Annotated in this window: 13 protein-coding genes; 5 read left to right on the forward strand and 8 right to left on the reverse strand. The window is 55.9% G+C overall.

The features are described 5' to 3' along the window. Window positions 1-181 precede the first annotated feature (181 nt). From hofQ to pilM, 5 genes are read right to left on the reverse strand one after another with little or no spacing between them, the layout of a single operon-like run. The gene (gene hofQ / locus EPYR_RS17005) at window positions 182-1,426 is read right to left on the reverse strand and encodes a DNA uptake porin HofQ (RefSeq protein ID WP_014539693.1); all 1,245 of its coding nucleotides are present in this window, start codon (window positions 1,424-1,426) and stop codon (window positions 182-184) included. After that, complete coding sequence (locus EPYR_RS17010) at window positions 1,389-1,751, reverse strand: HofP DNA utilization family protein (RefSeq protein ID WP_014539694.1); 363 nt, start codon at window positions 1,749-1,751, stop codon at window positions 1,389-1,391. The genes hofQ and EPYR_RS17010 overlap by 38 nt, the downstream gene beginning before the upstream one ends. Next, the gene (locus EPYR_RS17015; protein ID WP_015899109.1) at window positions 1,741-2,241 is read right to left on the reverse strand and encodes a HofO family protein; all 501 of its coding nucleotides are present in this window, start codon (window positions 2,239-2,241) and stop codon (window positions 1,741-1,743) included. Before EPYR_RS17015 ends, EPYR_RS17010 begins: the two co-directional genes overlap by 11 nt. Beyond that, complete coding sequence (locus tag EPYR_RS17020; protein ID WP_014539696.1) at window positions 2,234-2,782, reverse strand: PilN domain-containing protein; 549 nt, start codon at window positions 2,780-2,782, stop codon at window positions 2,234-2,236. The genes EPYR_RS17015 and EPYR_RS17020 overlap by 8 nt, the downstream gene beginning before the upstream one ends. Continuing rightward, window positions 2,782-3,609, reverse strand: a complete 828-nt coding sequence (gene pilM / locus EPYR_RS17025) for a type IV pilus biogenesis protein PilM (protein WP_014539697.1) — start codon at window positions 3,607-3,609, stop codon at window positions 2,782-2,784. Before pilM ends, EPYR_RS17020 begins: the two co-directional genes overlap by 1 nt. Window positions 3,610-3,724: 115 nt before the next feature. On the opposite strand from pilM, the gene mrcA reads away from it, so the two are divergent. After that, window positions 3,725-6,271, forward strand: coding sequence for a peptidoglycan glycosyltransferase/peptidoglycan DD-transpeptidase MrcA (gene mrcA, locus EPYR_RS17030; RefSeq protein WP_014539698.1), 2,547 nt, complete (start codon window positions 3,725-3,727; stop codon window positions 6,269-6,271). Window positions 6,272-6,387: 116 nt separating this feature from the next. Here the strand turns inward: mrcA and nudE are convergent, their stop codons facing one another. Next, window positions 6,388-6,954, reverse strand: a complete 567-nt coding sequence (gene nudE, locus EPYR_RS17035) for an ADP compounds hydrolase NudE (RefSeq protein WP_015899110.1) — start codon at window positions 6,952-6,954, stop codon at window positions 6,388-6,390. A 435-nt stretch (window positions 6,955-7,389) separates the two neighbouring features. Here nudE and EPYR_RS17040 point away from each other — a divergent pair, with 435 nt between their 5' ends. The 4 genes from EPYR_RS17040 to pckA all read left to right on the forward strand — a co-directional run bounded on the left by EPYR_RS17040 (window position 7,390) and on the right by pckA (window position 12,986). Continuing rightward, on the forward strand, window positions 7,390-9,528 hold the full coding sequence (locus EPYR_RS17040) for an IgaA/UmoB family intracellular growth attenuator (RefSeq protein WP_014539700.1): 2,139 nt from the start codon (window positions 7,390-7,392) through the stop codon (window positions 9,526-9,528). A gap of 153 nt (window positions 9,529-9,681) precedes the next feature. After that, window positions 9,682-10,083, forward strand: coding sequence for a ribosome-associated heat shock protein Hsp15 (gene hslR, locus EPYR_RS17045; protein WP_014542637.1), 402 nt, complete (start codon window positions 9,682-9,684; stop codon window positions 10,081-10,083). Between the two features lie 22 nt (window positions 10,084-10,105). Continuing rightward, window positions 10,106-10,984: an Hsp33 family molecular chaperone HslO gene (hslO, locus tag EPYR_RS17050; RefSeq protein ID WP_014539702.1), complete on the forward strand. Its 879-nt coding sequence runs from the start codon at window positions 10,106-10,108 to the stop codon at window positions 10,982-10,984. A gap of 382 nt (window positions 10,985-11,366) precedes the next feature. Next, the gene (gene pckA, locus EPYR_RS17055; RefSeq protein ID WP_014539704.1) at window positions 11,367-12,986 is read left to right on the forward strand and encodes a phosphoenolpyruvate carboxykinase (ATP); all 1,620 of its coding nucleotides are present in this window, start codon (window positions 11,367-11,369) and stop codon (window positions 12,984-12,986) included. A gap of 45 nt (window positions 12,987-13,031) precedes the next feature. Here pckA and envZ read toward each other — a convergent pair whose 3' ends face one another. Beyond that, window positions 13,032-14,381: a two-component system sensor histidine kinase EnvZ gene (gene envZ / locus EPYR_RS17060; RefSeq protein ID WP_014542638.1), complete on the reverse strand. Its 1,350-nt coding sequence runs from the start codon at window positions 14,379-14,381 to the stop codon at window positions 13,032-13,034. After that, window positions 14,378-15,097, reverse strand: coding sequence for an osmolarity response regulator transcription factor OmpR (gene ompR, locus EPYR_RS17065; RefSeq protein WP_001157751.1), 720 nt, complete (start codon window positions 15,095-15,097; stop codon window positions 14,378-14,380). The genes envZ and ompR overlap by 4 nt, the downstream gene beginning before the upstream one ends. Window positions 15,098-15,308 lie beyond the last annotated feature (211 nt).

The following is a 15,308-nucleotide window of genomic DNA, read 5'->3' on the forward strand; positions in this document are numbered from 1 at the left end:
TGCATCGGCTACGCCGGTTGCGCACGATAAAAAACGGTTAGATAGCATTCGCTGCCGTGGGCACCTGGCCCGTTATTCAAAATCGCTAAACCTTGTAAGCTAATTCCGTCCTTGCGTCAAACCCAACCGTGACCAATTTAGGAAAAAACATGCGTGATCTATCATTTGCCACAAAAAAGTATCAATCACCACGAATCAGTCGGGGGGTGATGAAGATCACCAGTTCACGTCTTTTTTGCTGGCGAACGTCGTGGCGAAACAGCGTACCCAGCAGCGGGATATCCCCCAGCCAGGGAACCTTGCGACTTCCTGTTGCGCTCTGCTGTTGAAATATCCCCCCCAGCGCCAGCGTCTGACCGTCCTTCAGCATCACCTGTGTATCAATTTCCTGCTTATCAATAGTCAGTACCTCATTTTCTCCACTACGCATATTACGTCCCGGTACATTTTGAGAAATATGCAGCTTCAGTAAAATCCGTCCGTTAGCCTGCACGACCGGAGTCACTTCCATTGCCAGCATTGCCTCTTTAAACTCCATGGTGGTGGAACCGCTGTTACCGGTTGATACTTCGTAAGGAATTTCAGTACCCTGCTTAATACTGGCCGTCTGCTGATGTGAGGTAAAAAGACGCGGGCTGGCGATAATATCGGCCTGATGTTCACTTTCGAGAGCGCTCAGTTCAAGATCCAGCAGGCGGCCGTCCAGTTTTGCCAGGGTAAATCCGACCACGCCCGCCGGGCGCCCGGTAGCGAGATCCACGCGCAGCTGACTGGTACGCAGCGCATCGGCCACCTGCGCTTCGCCACTCATACCCCAGGTCACTCCAAGCTCCCGCAGGCTTTCTTCACTGATGGTGACAATCTGTGCCGCCAGCTCAATCTGCTCCAGCGGCACGTCCAGCTGGTGCACCCAGTGCTCGGTCTGCGCCAGGGCTTTCTCGGTATCGCGCAGCAAAAGGCTGTTGGTACGGCTGTCGAGGGTAATACTGCCACGCGCCGACATTAATCTTGCTCGCTCGCGCTGCAAGCTGGTATTGACCGAAGCCGCGTCCGCATGGACCAGGGTCAGTATTCGGTCGAAGAGCGGCAACATTTGCTCCTGTTCTTCACGCCGAATCGCTGCTTTCCGCTGCTGCTCCTGCTGCCAGCCTTCCGGAAATACCATCAGCACATTACCCTGCTGCTCCATAGTTAGCTTGCCGGTCTTAATCACCAGCTGCAGAGCCTGCCGCCAGGGAACATCTTTTAGCCGCAGCGAGAGATGACCTTCTACACCGGGTGCCACCATCAAATTAAGCTGCTGATAGTCTGCCAGCGCCTGCAACACCTGGGCCACTGGCGCGTCGTCAAAAGCAAGGGTTAGCGGCGGCTGCACGGCGGCCAATGGGCTAATTAATGCCATCCACAGACCAAGAATTCTGAGCATTATGTCGTCCTTTTAACACCAACCTTTGCGCTGGCTGGCAATCCTGAATAGGGGTGAGGGTGGTGCCATGTGCATCAATGCGGGTTACCCGCCACGGCGTACCGGGCAGCAGATCGCCGGTTTTACGCCGCAGCGTTTTTCCCCCGGAGGCGGCGAGCCAGGCGTGATAATAGTCCGATCGTCCAATCACGCCCAGCAGGCGCCAGCCGCTATCAGCGGGGGTTAAGGGCTGGCAAAGGTGGCTCTGCGGTGGGAAAAACGGGTCACGCGCTCGACTGTTGAACATCAGCAGCAACAATAATGCGCAGGCAAGTTTAGCGTTCATCCGTCAGCTCCATCACCAGACGCAGCTTTGCCTGCTCACGCGTCAGGCTGAAAGCAGGCAAAGCCGGTGCTGGCTCAAGCGCAGAGAGATAGTTCAGCAGCCCGGCAAACTGAGCCCATTGCAGGGTGGCAGCCAGTTCCCCGCCTTCAGTGGCCGGGTGCCAGTGTTCCAGTTCTGCACCACTGGTATTGAGCAAAACGGGCAGAGAAAAGCGCATACCGGCGACAGGCAACAACTGTTGTTGTAAGCAGTCCAGCCGCCGTTGAGAAACGGCCAGCGCCGGTAACGCCGCCAGCAATCGCAGCTGATGTTGATGGTCAAGGATGTGCTGGCGCAGCTGCTGTTCCAACTGCTGCTGATCGCGCTGTGCCGGGCGCAGCCAGCTGTACCACAAAAGCAGCAGCAGCAGCAGGGTCACCGCACTGACGCTGGCCAGACGTAACCAACCCGGCTCCAGCTGTAGCCACGCCGTCAGCCAACGATTATTCATCGGTTGTGACACCTGGCACTGCCAGCCGGGCCTGCATAATGAATTTCATTTCGCCCAGTTTGACGCGCTCAATCTGCCCCAGCGTGACATCGCTGAACAGCGGGCTGGCGCTTAGCCCCTCACGCAGCTGGTGTAGCGCACTGATACTGCGACCTGCCCCCCGCAACTCCAGATTCAGGCGGGATTTTCGCAATGTGTCCAGCCAGGCATCTTTAGGGAAATATTGCCCCAGCGTACGGGCAAAATTAAGCCACATGACCATCTGTTGTTGATGAGACCGCCGTTTTTCCAGCTGGCGCTGCAAGCGGGTGGTGTGCTGCCGGGCGTCCTGCATCTGAGCGCCCAGGTCAACAGCGCCCTTCAGCGCCACGCTCCACAGCGTCAACGTTATGGCGCACCGCTGGTTAAGCGCGCGCTGCCACTGCCCGTGGCAAAAACCGGCAGTCAGCACTAGCAGCATGCCCACCACCACCAGCCGCCAGACGCGCCAGCGTTTTTGCAGCTGTGCCCGCCGCCAGGGCAACAAATTTACCCACACCATCAGCAGTCCTCCGGACGCAGCGCCAGGCCGGTGGCGAGGGCAAAAGCCCCATCGTAGGCGGGCAACGGCGGCTGATAGCAGCGCAGAGCGGCCAGCGGGGACAGCGCACTGGCCCCCGCTGGCAGAGCTTCCGTCAGTGCGGAGCTGTACCAGATGGTGCTGCTGTTGCCCAGAAAGCGCTGCCGCAGCTGGTGGAAATCCTCTGCTTCGGCATACGGGCACCAACCCCATGGCCGATCGTGTTGCTGCGGGGCATACCATAACCAGTGATCGCTCAACCGATGTACCAGCGCCGCTGACGCATCCACGCCAAGTGAACGGGCCAGTGCAAACAAGGCTGCCGGGGTTAACTCCAGCACATCTGGCGTTAACGAAACCTGCTGCAGGCAGCCCAGCCAGCTTTGTAGCGCTTCCTGACGAGCCGCCGTCAGGTACAGTGAACCGTTTGCATCACCTCCTGTGCGGTAGTCTAAGGCCAGCTCCTCGGGAGCCATGGGAAAAAATCGCCGGGCGGCAGCGATAATGTAATGGCTGCGGTCCGGTTCACGCAGCGCTGCCGTCGGCCTGGCCAGCTGGCGCTGCATCACCAGCTGTGGCGGGAAGCCCACCCGTAATGAGATCCGGGAGGGCAGCTGCTTACGCCAGAGTTTTAATAATGGGACTAAGGCGTCCGGACGTTGCACCAGACCATTTCTTAACGTATCTTGCGGCAACGCATGTTGCCACCAGTGACGCAGCTGCCAGCCGTTTCGACGGCGCTGGATGCCAAGGGCGCAGAGTTGCCCGTTTTGGATATCCAGCCCGACTTGCCATGTCTCAAAAGCCATTGACGCGATCTCCTTATCGTCAGTTAAAAGGACGTATTCAAGGTAGTGGCTTGCCTTTATACTACCGCCCGATTGTTTATAAACTGCTCAATCGACTTTATATGGGAAATTTCAGGTGAAGTTCGTAAAGTATTTATTGATCCTTGCAGTGTGTTGCATCTTGCTGGGAGCCGCCTCGATTTATGGTCTGTACAAATACATAGAGCCGCAGCTACCTGATGTCGCTACGCTGAAAGATGTGCGTTTGCAAACGCCAATGCAGGTCTACAGTGCCGATAACGAGCTTATCGCGCAGTACGGTGAAAAGCGCCGTATTCCGCTGACCCTGCAAGAGATCCCGCCGCAGATGGTGAAAGCCTTTATCGCGACGGAAGACAGCCGTTTCTACGAGCACCACGGCGTCGACCCGATTGGCATTTTCCGTGCCGCCAGCATTGCGCTGACATCCGGCCATGCCTCGCAGGGTGCCAGTACCATTACTCAACAGCTGGCACGTAACTTTTTCCTTAGCCCTGAACGCACGCTGATGCGTAAGATCAAGGAAGCCTTTCTCGCCGTTCGTATTGAGCAGACGATGAGCAAGGATGAGATCCTTGAACTGTATCTGAATAAGATCTATCTCGGCTATCGCGCATACGGCGTGGGAGCCGCAGCCCAGGTTTACTTCGGCAAGAATGTTGACCAGCTTTCGCTCAGTGAAATAGCGATGATCGCCGGCCTGCCAAAAGCACCTTCAACGTTTAACCCGCTGTATTCGCACGACCGTGCGGTAGCGCGCCGTAATACGGTACTGGCACGTATGCTCAACCAGCAGTACATCACCCAGGCGCAGTACAATGAAGCACGTATTACACCGCTGGTTGCCAACTACCACGCGCCTGAAATCGCTTTCTCAGCGCCGTGGCTGACCGAGATGGTGCGCCAGGAGATGATCAAGCGTTACGGCGAAAATGCCTATACCGATGGCTACAAGGTCTACACCACCGTGACGCGCAAGCTACAACTGGCCGGGCAGGCTGCGGTGCAGGACAACGTGATTGCCTATGATATGCGTCACGGCTATCGCGGGCCGGGTGGCCTGCTGTGGAAAACGGGCGAGCTGGCCTGGGATCACGCCCAAATCCTCAACGTCCTGAAATCCCTGCCGGTTTACGGCCCGCTGTTCCCAGCCGTGGTCACTGCCAGTCACAACGATGAAGCCGATGCGACGATGCGCGACGGCAGCAACGTGACGTTAAATCTTGCCAGCGTGCGCTGGGCGCGCCCGTACAAGTCAGACACCTTACAAGGTGCTACGCCGCGCTCTGTCAGCCAGGTATTACAGCCCGGCCAGCAGATCTGGCTACGTAAAGTCGATAACGACTGGCAGCTGGCACAGGTGCCTGACGTCAATTCCTCGCTGGTTTCGCTCGATCCACATAATGGTGCGGTGCGCGCCCTGGTCGGCGGTTTTGACTTCAACCTGAGCAAATTTAACCGTGCAACGCAGTCGTTGCGTCAGGTCGGCTCGAATATTAAACCGTTCCTGTACACCGCCGCCATGGATCGCGGCCTGACGCTTGCCTCCATTCTTAACGATATGCCGATTTCCCGTTGGGATGCCGGAGCCGGTGCTGACTGGCGGCCGAAAAACTCTCCGAATACTTATTCCGGCCCCATCCGCCTGCGGCAGGGGCTGGGTGAGTCGAAAAACGTGGTAATGGTGCGTGCGATGCGGGCGATGGGCGTCGACTACGCTGCCGAATATCTGCAACGCTTCGGCTTCCCGGCACAGAATATTGTGCATACCGAATCACTGGCGCTGGGTTCTGCTTCCTTTACGCCATTACAGATGGTGCGCGGCTACTCGGTGATGGCGAATGGCGGCTTTCTGGTCGATCCATGGTTTATTGCCCGTATCGAAGATGAGATGGGAAATAAGCTGTTCGAGGCCCGGCCGAAAGTAGCCTGCCCGGAGTGCAATTTGCCGGTTGTCTACGGGGAAACGCAAAAAGCCGTCGCCCTGAGTGAAGACAGCATTGAAAGCGTGGCGGTATCTCAGGAAGGTCATAACGCGGCGATGCCACAGCCCCAGCTGGCACAGGTGCCGGAGCAGCAGGACGGTGCGCAACAGTATGCGCCACACGTTATCAACACGCCGCTGTCTTTCCTGATCAAAAGCGCATTGAACTCCAACATCTTTGGTGAACCTGGCTGGATGGGAACCGGCTGGCGTGCCGGGCGTGACCTGAAGCGCAATGATATTGGTGGTAAAACCGGCACCACGAACAGCTCGAAAGATGCCTGGTTCTCCGGTTACGGACCAGGAGTGGCGACATCCGTGTGGATCGGCTTCGACGACCATCGTCGTGACCTGGGGCGCACCACGGCATCCGGTGCCATCAAAGATCAGATCTCTGGCTACGAGGGCGGTGCTAAAAGTGCTCAGCCCGCGTGGGATGATTATATGAAGTCAGCGCTGGATGGCGTACCGCTTCAGCCGCTGACGCCACCAGAGGGAATAGTAACGGTCAAAATAGATCGCGGCACCGGTAAGCTGGCCAACGGCGGCGGCAACACGCGTGATGAATACTTTATCAACGGCACCCAGCCGACAGAGTATTCGGTGCATGATGTCGGTACCACGCTGCTGGATAACGGCGAGAGCCACGAGCTGTTCTAGTCACTCGGTAGCGGCCCCTACGTGCGGACAGACGCGTAAAGGCCGCTGGCTTAGCCTGCAACCGCCAACAGGGAATGCCGGGAAAAGGCGGTCATCATCTGGGGGAGCAAAATTATTCAGTAGCTCAGACGCCCCTGTCTGACCAGCCATTCGCGCACCAGAAATAGCGCGCTGACGTTGCGCGCTTCGCGAAAATCAGGTTCTTCCAGCAGCGCCAGCAGGTCGTTCAGCGGCCAGCGCCGTTGCGGCAGTGGCTCCGGCTCATCCCCTTCCAGCTGCTCCGGGTAAAGGTCTTCCGCCACCACAATATTCATCTGGCTGGAGAAATAAGACGGCGCCATGGTGAGTTTGCCCAGCGTCTGTAACTGACGCGCACCGAAACCCACCTCTTCTTTCAATTCGCGATTTGCCGCAGCAAAAGGTGTTTCACCGGGATCGATCAGACCTTTTGGAAAGCCCAGTTCATAGTTTTCCAGCCCGACGGCATACTCCTGAATCAGGATCAGATTGTCGTCTACAATAGGAACAATCATCACCGCCTCACGACCCGAAGAGCGCATACGCTCATACACGCGGCGCGCACCGTTGCTGAACGCCAGATCGACCGCTTCAATGGTAAACAGTTTCGATCGCGCCACGGTCTCAACATGGAGGATGTCAGGTTTCTTTAATTGTCCGGTCATAATGGCTCCAGCGAAAAGCCGAAAAGTTAACGTCATTCCCTAACAACATCAGGGATGACCGCGTCAGGTCGCGTCACGCAGCGCTGCGGACACAGCATGTTGTTCATTGTGCTGTAGCCTGCGCTCAAATCCAATTATCGCATGAATCATTTTAGTCATTTAGAACAAATCATTGTAAATATGAGGAAAATGTTTTGAAAAATGTCAATATTCGGATTTATAAATAGGAATACGCCGATACATTGTCAGCCAAATGCTTGGTAACATCTATTCCGGCCACCCTAATTTATCTATTCTAATTTTATGATTTTTAGTGCTATTTTCAACACACAGTTGTTTGCCAATGCTATTGAAGCGAGCTGCGCCAGGCTAAAATATGACCATAGTCTCACGCGGAACCTATGACGGGAGCATCGTGGCAGAAATGAGGGAAGCATGAGCACAATAGTCATCATATTGGCTGTGATGCTGGCCTGCCTGATTACGGCAGGTTGTTTCTTTTGGTACGCGATGCGCTACCGTCCGCCGTTGGCGAAACCACTGCCATTTGTCAGCCCCCCCCACCGTAAACTGAGCGCAGAAGAGCGTTCGGCGGTTGAGCAGTACGTCAAACAACAGGCGATTCACAGTCACGCCATGCCACTCAGCGGTGCCAGCCGCGCCCCCGCCCCGCTGATACCGATCGCTCAAAGCCAGCATGTTTATCCTGTCACCCGGGCGATTACCCGCTATGGGCTATCCACGGATGAACCTCACAAATGGCGCTACTATCTTGATACGGTAGAAGTTCATCTACCGCCGCTTTGGGAGCAGCACATCGCGGAAGAAAACCACGTTGAGCTGATCAAAACGCAAACTATTCCGCTGGTCATTTCGCTAAACGGGCACTCGCTGACTCAATATCCTCTGGAGTCTCCGACTATGCCATCGCGGGTTCCGGCTCCCGGGCAGAATGCCTCTATCCGTAAGGAAGAAGGAGAAAACGTTGAGCCGATCAGCGTGCGCAAAGAAAGTGTTGAAGAGTATGCACTGAGCCGCCCGGACGGGACTCGCCCAGCGTTGGTCATCGCTGTCGGGCTGTTAGTGCTGTTTATCAGCCTTATTGCCCCACTGGTTATGATGCCGTGGCTGATGCTGGCAGCGATCGCCATCATCGCCGTCGGTAGCGGGTTGCTTTATCGCCGCCCGACAGAGAAAAATTTGCGTGAAATCCATTGTTTGCGCGGTGCGCCAAAGCGCTGGGGATTATTTGGCGAATCCAATCAAGGCCAGGCCAGTAATATTTCCCTGGGTGCCATCGACTTGAACTACCCCTCGCACTGGCAGAATTATATCGCCCGGGATCTTGGAAAAACGACCGAAATCGATATCTATCTTAACCACCAGGTGGTGCGGCAGGGGCGATTTCTGTCACTGCATGACGAGGCGCGTCATTTCCCCATTCAACGCTGGCGCAAAAATGTGGTGCTGGCCGCCGCCTCCCTGCTGGTGCTGGTACTGCTGATAACACTGGTCCCGCTCTGTATGCCCCTCAAGTTGAGCATGGCCTGGATCAAAGGTGCCGACAGCCTGGAAGTCACCCAGGTTAGCAAATTAGCCAACACCGCTCTGCACGTCGGCGACAGACTGACAGTCCACGGCACCGGCATGTGCTCCATTCCCAGCAACTACCAGGGCAACCGTAGTTACGCATTTATGCCGTTCGACTGCTCAGCCATGTACTGGAATGAAGCCGAGCCGCTGCCGCTACCGCAATCGGATGTTATCGATAAGGCCAGCGCACTGCTGGACACCACCAGACTGCAGCTGCATCCCCAAACCAGTACCGATCCGAAACTGAACCCGCACCTGGCAACGGCGATCCAGAAATCGGGCATGATCCTGCTCGATGATTTCTCAGACATCGTGTTAAAAACCCAGCAGCTGTGCAGCCAGGAACAGGATTGCATGCGACTGAAGAATGCGCTGGTGAATCTCAGTAACGCGAAAGACTGGCAAACGCTGGTACGCAGCGCCAATTCCGGCGAGCTGAATGGTATGAACGTATTGCTGCGCCCGGTGAGTTCAGAAGCGCTGGAAAATCTGGTTAATACGGCGACATCATCCTTCTTCTATCGCGAAACGCGCCGGGCAGCAGAGGCGCTGAACAGTCCCCCTCCGGGCGGATTCCTGATTATCAATGACGAAGGCCAACAGCTGGTTAATTACTCACCCCCGCCGTCGCCCCTGTTCGATCTCAATGCACCACAGCAGTGGCCTGAACTACAGCGGCTGGCAGACATGCTGCTGCAAACGCCGTTTAACGCCAGCGGTATCATTACCAGTATCAGTACCGATGCCAACGGCACGCGCCATATTGCCCTGCACGGTGTGCCAGACGAGATGACGCTATGGCGCTATCTGGGCAGCAGTCTGTTACTGCTGGCTCTTTGTCTGAGCCTGGCCATCAATAGCGGGCTGGCGCTGCATCGCATCCATCGCAATCGCCTACGCCTGATGGAAATCCACCAGTACTATGAAAAGTGTTTTAACCACACCTTAGGCGATATCAAGCCCGTTCGTCCCCGGTTCTGAATAAGCCACATCTGTGCTATTTTTAAAGCAGATGGTCGCGGCTCACCTACCCGAAAAAACCTGATTAGCTGGCGCGTGAGTTATCCGCCGCCGGCTGCCTTGATTTATGGCGCGTCACCCATACATAGAGCTATTCCCAAAGGAATTGATGTGATGAAAGAGAAAACCGGTGAAGGGGTGCGACTCGATAAATGGCTCTGGGCCGCCCGCTTTTACAAAACCCGTGCTGCTGCGCGTCAAATGATTGAAGGCGGCAAGGTGCATTATAACGGCCAACGCAGTAAACCCAGTAAACTGGTGGAAATTGCGGCCACCTTAACGCTACGCCAGGGCAACGACGAACGTACCGTGATCGTTGCCGCCGTCAGTGATAAACGTGGCCCGGCCTCAGAAGCTCAGCTGCTGTACAGCGAGACGGCCGAAAGTATTGCTAAGCGGGAAAAGGTGGCTCTGGCGCGCAAAATGAATGCGCTCAGTATGCCCCATCCTGACCGACGCCCTGACAAAAAAGAGCGTCGTGACCTGATGAAATTTAAACATTCTGGCGACGAATAACGCCATATCAGAGAGAAACCCTATGTCCCAGCAAGACCAGATGCACCGTTACCTGTTTGAAAACCACGCCGTACGTGGCGAACTGGTCACCGTATCCCGGACCTGGAATGAGATCGTGCACGGCCACGATTATCCGCAGCCGGTGCAACAGATCCTCGGTGAACTGCTGGTCGCCACCAGCCTGCTGACTGCCACTCTGAAATTTGATGGTGACATTACGGTTCAGCTGCAGGGTGATGGTCCGCTGAATATGGCGGTGATCAACGGCAACAACCAGCAGGAAATGCGCGGCGTGGCACGGATGCAGGGTGAAATTGCCGATGGCAGCAGCCTGAAGGAAATGGTGGGCAACGGCTATCTGGTGATCACCATTGCACCTAAAGAAGGTGAACGCTATCAGGGCGTGGTGGGTCTGGAAGGTGAGACGCTTGCAGCCTGCCTGGAAGATTACTTTATGCGCTCAGAACAGCTGCCCACCCGCCTGTTTATCCGTACCGGCGCGACCGAAGAGGGATCGGGGGCGGGCGGTATTCTGCTCCAGGTATTGCCGGCTCAGGACGCCAGCCTGGATGATTTTAATCATCTGGCTACGTTAACCGAAACCATTAAAAGCAAAGAGCTGCTTGGCCTGCCGGCTCATGATGTCCTGTGGCGTCTTTACCACCAGGAAGAAGTCACGCTGTTTGATCCCCAGGTCGTTAGCTTCAAATGTAGCTGTTCACGTCAGCGCTGTGGCGATGTGCTGCACACGCTGCCTGCGGAGGAAGTCGATCGAATGTTGCAGGAAGATGGTCATATCGATATGCACTGCGACTACTGCGGCAATAATTATGTCTACGATGCTGTCGATATTGCCGCTATGCGCAATGATTCAGCGGCAGACGATCGGCAAGTCCATTAATCGACACGGCCGGAAATCCTCCGGCCGGTTCAAATATCCCCTCATACACCCGGCCACCACTTGGTTCTGGCTGCAAAAAAACGCCTGAAAATACAGCCAAATCTGGCGTATTGCCCGGCAGCAGCCCCACATAACCGTGCCATTTATGCCTGATTTGCCCTGCTTAATTAGCGGCAAAAATGTAAACGATGACCAGGTCTTTCAGTGAATCACGCGCTGGCTCTCATTTCTTCCGTTTGCCCCTTTCTCTGTAAGCTGACCGATGTATACACTGCGCGCGATCGTAGCAACCCGTGCAGTATCTGTGGGTTAGCACGGCAAGTCATTTGAAGTACCTCTATCATTGATATGCAATACAAAAATCCTAGAAAGGAGCAGTAACATGCGCACTAACGGGCTAACCCCGCAGGAACTCGTCGCTTATGGCATCACTGATACGGTTGAAGTCGTTTATAACCCTGATTATGACATGCTGTTTAAGGAAGAAACTCTGCCCGGTTTAACCGGTTATGAGCGTGGGATTGTCACGGAGTCGGGCGCTGTTGCGGTTGATACCGGCATTTTTACCGGTCGCTCGCCAAAGGATAAATACCTGGTTCGTGATGAAACCACCCGCGACACGCTGTGGTGGAGCGATCAGGGTAAAGGCAAAAATGATAACCAGCCGCTGACGCAGGAGACCTGGCAGTCGCTTAAAACACGGGTCACGCGCCAGCTATCCGGCAAGCGCCTGTTTGTTGTCGATGCCTGGTGTGGCGCGAATCCGGACAGCCGTCTGTGCGTACGCTTCATTACCGAAGTGGCCTGGCAGGCTCACTTTGTGAAAAACATGTTTATCCGCCCGGACGCGGAAAGCCTGGCCGGTTTCGTTCCCGACTTCGTGGTGATCAACGGGGCGAAATGCACCAATCCCGACTGGCAGTCACAGGGGCTGCACTCGGAAAACTTTGTCGCCTTTAACCTGACCGAGAAAATGCAGCTGATTGGCGGCACCTGGTACGGTGGCGAGATGAAGAAAGGGCTGTTCGCCATCATGAATTATCTGCTGCCGCTAAAGGGCATCGCTTCTATGCACTGTTCGGCTAACGTCGGTGCCGATGGCGATGTCGCGGTCTTCTTTGGCCTTTCCGGCACCGGTAAAACCACGCTGTCCACCGACCCACAGCGTCAGCTGATCGGCGACGATGAGCACGGCTGGGATGATGACGGCGTGTTTAACTTCGAAGGTGGCTGTTACGCCAAGACCATTAAGCTGTCGCCAGAGGCAGAACCCGAGATCTATCACGCCATCCGGCGCGATGCGCTGCTGGAAAACGTGGTGGTACGCAGCGATGGCTCAGTGGATTACGATGACGGTAGTAAGACCGAGAATACCCGCGTTTCCTATCCGATTTACCATATTGATAACATCGTCAAACCGGTGTCCAAAGCGGGTCATGCAAAAAAGGTGATCTTCCTGACCGCCGATGCGTTTGGCGTACTGCCGCCGGTGTCGCGCCTGACCGCCGATCAAACCCAGTACCACTTCCTGTCTGGTTTTACCGCCAAGCTGGCCGGTACCGAGCGCGGCGTGACCGAACCTACGCCAACCTTTTCCGCCTGCTTTGGTGCCGCATTCCTGACGCTGCACCCAACACAGTATGCGGAAGTGCTGGTGAAGCGTATGCAGGCAGCCGGGGCAGAAGCCTGGCTGGTCAATACCGGCTGGAACGGTAGTGGAAAACGTATTTCGCTGAAGGATACCCGTGCAATTATTAATGCCATTCTCAGCGGTGAAATTGCCAATGCGCAAACCGCCACGCTGCCCATTTTCAATCTGGAAATGCCGGAATCATTGCCTGGCGTAGACAGCCAGCTGCTTGACCCGCGTAACAGCTACGCCAGTGAAGCGGCGTGGGAAGAGAAAGCGCGCTCACTGGCACAACGTTTTATCAACAACTTTGATAAGTTTACCGATACCCCAGCCGGTGAAGCCCTGGTGCAGGCAGGGCCGAAGCTCTGAAGGATTTGACGACATGCGGGTCGGCCTGGCAGGCCGACCCGCTTCTTATGCTTCCGGCCCTGCCGGCAAGCTGGCTGGCGGCAGCGGCAGGTATGCACGAATGCGTAACCCGCCCTTGTCACTTTTTCCTATCTCCAGCGTTCCGTAATGCGCATCGATAATGCGCTGTACAATCGCCAGCCCAAGACCGGTACCGCTGGTACTGCGGGCGCTGTCGCCGCGCACAAACGGCTGGAACAGATGCTTTAACTGATCGGGTTCAATGCCTGGCCCGTCATCCTCAACCTGGAACCAGGCGCGCTGTAGCTCGCTGCCGGAACTGACTTTGATCCAGCCATTGCCATAACGCGCGGCATTCACCACCATATTCGCAATCGCCCGTTTAATCGCCAGCGGATTAATGTCCAGCATCAGCTCGCCGGGCAGCACCGCATTTTCAATCTCACGCTCGTAACCGCTCTCTGCCGCCACGACCTCGCCCAGCACGCTATTCAGGTCGGCACGCTCGAACTGCATCTCCTGCCCGGTACGCAGATAGTCGATAAACTGCTCGATAATCGCATTGCACTCTTCGATGTCTTTATTAATCGACTCCGCCAGATAACCATCCTGCTCCGCCATCATTTCGGTCGCCAGGCGAATGCGCGTCAGCGGGGTACGTAGATCGTGACTCACCCCGGCCATCAGCAGGGTTCGGTCATCGGCCAGCTGCTTTACCCCTGCCGCCATCTGATTAAACGCGCGCGTCACTGAACGCACCTCGGAGGCCCCGTATTCCCGCAGCGGCGGCGGGATATTCCCTTTCCCCACCTGCAGTGCCGCATGTTCAAGCTCCACCAGCGGGCGGTTCTGAATACGGATAAACAGCCAGGCCCCGCCTATTGCCAGCAGCATAATCGCCAGCGTGTAGCGGAACAGCGGGGAGAAGTCGCCCTGATGGATTTCGGTCAGCGGCACGCGTACCCAGATGTCCGGCGACAGCCAGGTTTTCAGCCAGACCACCGGCGAGCTCTTATTCACTTCAACGCGCACATCGGTCGGGCCGCCGAGCTGCTGCCCCATCTGCTGGCTAAGGAATTCATAATGCTGCGCCCAGCGCAGTCCGCTCTCATCCGCCGCCGCATTGGTATACAGCGAAATACCTAACTCGCGGTAGATTTCACGACGGAATGCCGGCGGCACCTCCAGCTGGGTGCCATCTTCCAGCTGCAGCCGGTCGGTCATCAGCATCCGCACTTCATAGGCCAGTACTTTATTGAACTGCTGCAAACTTGGCAAAATCGCAAAGTTCAGTACCACCAGGTAGGTCGTTACCAGGCTGACAAACAGCAAGGTAACGATCAGCAACAGCGTACGGGCAAAGGAACTACGGGGAGAGAAGCGGAGTCGCCTCATGCTTTGCTGCCGTCCGGGACAAAGACGTAACCCAGACCCCATACGGTCTGAATATAGCGGGGATGAGCAGGATCTTCTTCCACCATGCGGCGCAGACGGGAGATTTGCACATCAATGGAACGCTCCATCGCGCTGTACTCCCGACCGCGCGCCAGATTCATCAGCTTGTCGCGCGACAGCGGTTCACGCGGGTGGCTTACCAGCGCTTTCAGCACCGCAAACTCACCGCTGGTCAGTGGCATTGGCTCATCTTCCCGGAACATCTCACGCGTACCGAGGTTCAGTTTGAATTTGCCAAAAGCGATCACTGCCTCTTCCTGTGAAGGCGCGCCAGGCAGTTCATTGGCCTGACGGCGCAGCACGGCGCGGATACGGGCCAGCAGCTCACGCGGGTTAAACGGTTTAGGGATGTAGTCATCCGCGCCGATTTCCAGCCCGACAATACGGTCAACCTCTTCCCCCTTCGCCGTCACCATAATGATCGGCATCGGGTTGCTCTGGCTGCGCAGACGGCGGCAAATGGACAGGCCATCTTCGCCAGGCAGCATCAGGTCCAGCACCATCAGGTGGAAGGATTCGCGCGTCAACAGGCGATCCATCTGCTCTGCGTTAGCCACGCTGCGCACCTGAAAGCCCTGTTCGGTCAAATACCGTTCCAGCAGTGCGCGCAGACGCATGTCATCATCGACCACCAGAATTTTGTAGTTTTCTTGCATTGTGCTACTCCCAAAGGCGCTATTGCCTGAGTCTGTATTTTCAAAAAAGATGCCTGAATGTAACAGTCAATTATGTTTTATATTGTAGTTGAAATTGTTACAAAGCATATTAAACAGCAACTTATCTTACACCTGACGACGGTAATCTGCATTGACGTACCCGCTTCAACGAGGTGATTTCTCATGACAAACAAACAGTAACGTCGTGGCA

Origin of the sequence: Erwinia pyrifoliae DSM 12163, assembly GCF_000026985.1 — a bacterium.
In the GTDB taxonomy this organism is placed as follows: Bacteria; Pseudomonadota; Gammaproteobacteria; order Enterobacterales; family Enterobacteriaceae; genus Erwinia; species Erwinia pyrifoliae.

Coding starts and splice junctions, on each gene's coding strand:
- hofQ (WP_014539693.1), bottom strand. CDS start 1,426: ATGCTCAGAATTCTTGGTCTGTGGATGGCATTAATTAGCCCATTGGCC.
- EPYR_RS17010 (WP_014539694.1), bottom strand. CDS start 1,751: ATGAACGCTAAACTTGCCTGCGCATTATTGTTGCTGCTGATGTTCAAC.
- EPYR_RS17015 (WP_015899109.1), bottom strand. CDS start 2,241: ATGAATAATCGTTGGCTGACGGCGTGGCTACAGCTGGAGCCGGGTTGG.
- EPYR_RS17020 (WP_014539696.1), bottom strand. CDS start 2,782: ATGGTGTGGGTAAATTTGTTGCCCTGGCGGCGGGCACAGCTGCAAAAA.
- pilM (WP_014539697.1), bottom strand. CDS start 3,609: ATGGCTTTTGAGACATGGCAAGTCGGGCTGGATATCCAAAACGGGCAA.
- nudE (WP_015899110.1), bottom strand. CDS start 6,954: ATGACCGGACAATTAAAGAAACCTGACATCCTCCATGTTGAGACCGTG.
- EPYR_RS17040 (WP_014539700.1), top strand. CDS start 7,390: ATGAGCACAATAGTCATCATATTGGCTGTGATGCTGGCCTGCCTGATT.
- hslR (WP_014542637.1), top strand. CDS start 9,682: ATGAAAGAGAAAACCGGTGAAGGGGTGCGACTCGATAAATGGCTCTGG.
- hslO (WP_014539702.1), top strand. CDS start 10,106: ATGTCCCAGCAAGACCAGATGCACCGTTACCTGTTTGAAAACCACGCC.
- pckA (WP_014539704.1), top strand. CDS start 11,367: ATGCGCACTAACGGGCTAACCCCGCAGGAACTCGTCGCTTATGGCATC.
- envZ (WP_014542638.1), bottom strand. CDS start 14,381: ATGAGGCGACTCCGCTTCTCTCCCCGTAGTTCCTTTGCCCGTACGCTG.
- ompR (WP_001157751.1), bottom strand. CDS start 15,097: ATGCAAGAAAACTACAAAATTCTGGTGGTCGATGATGACATGCGTCTG.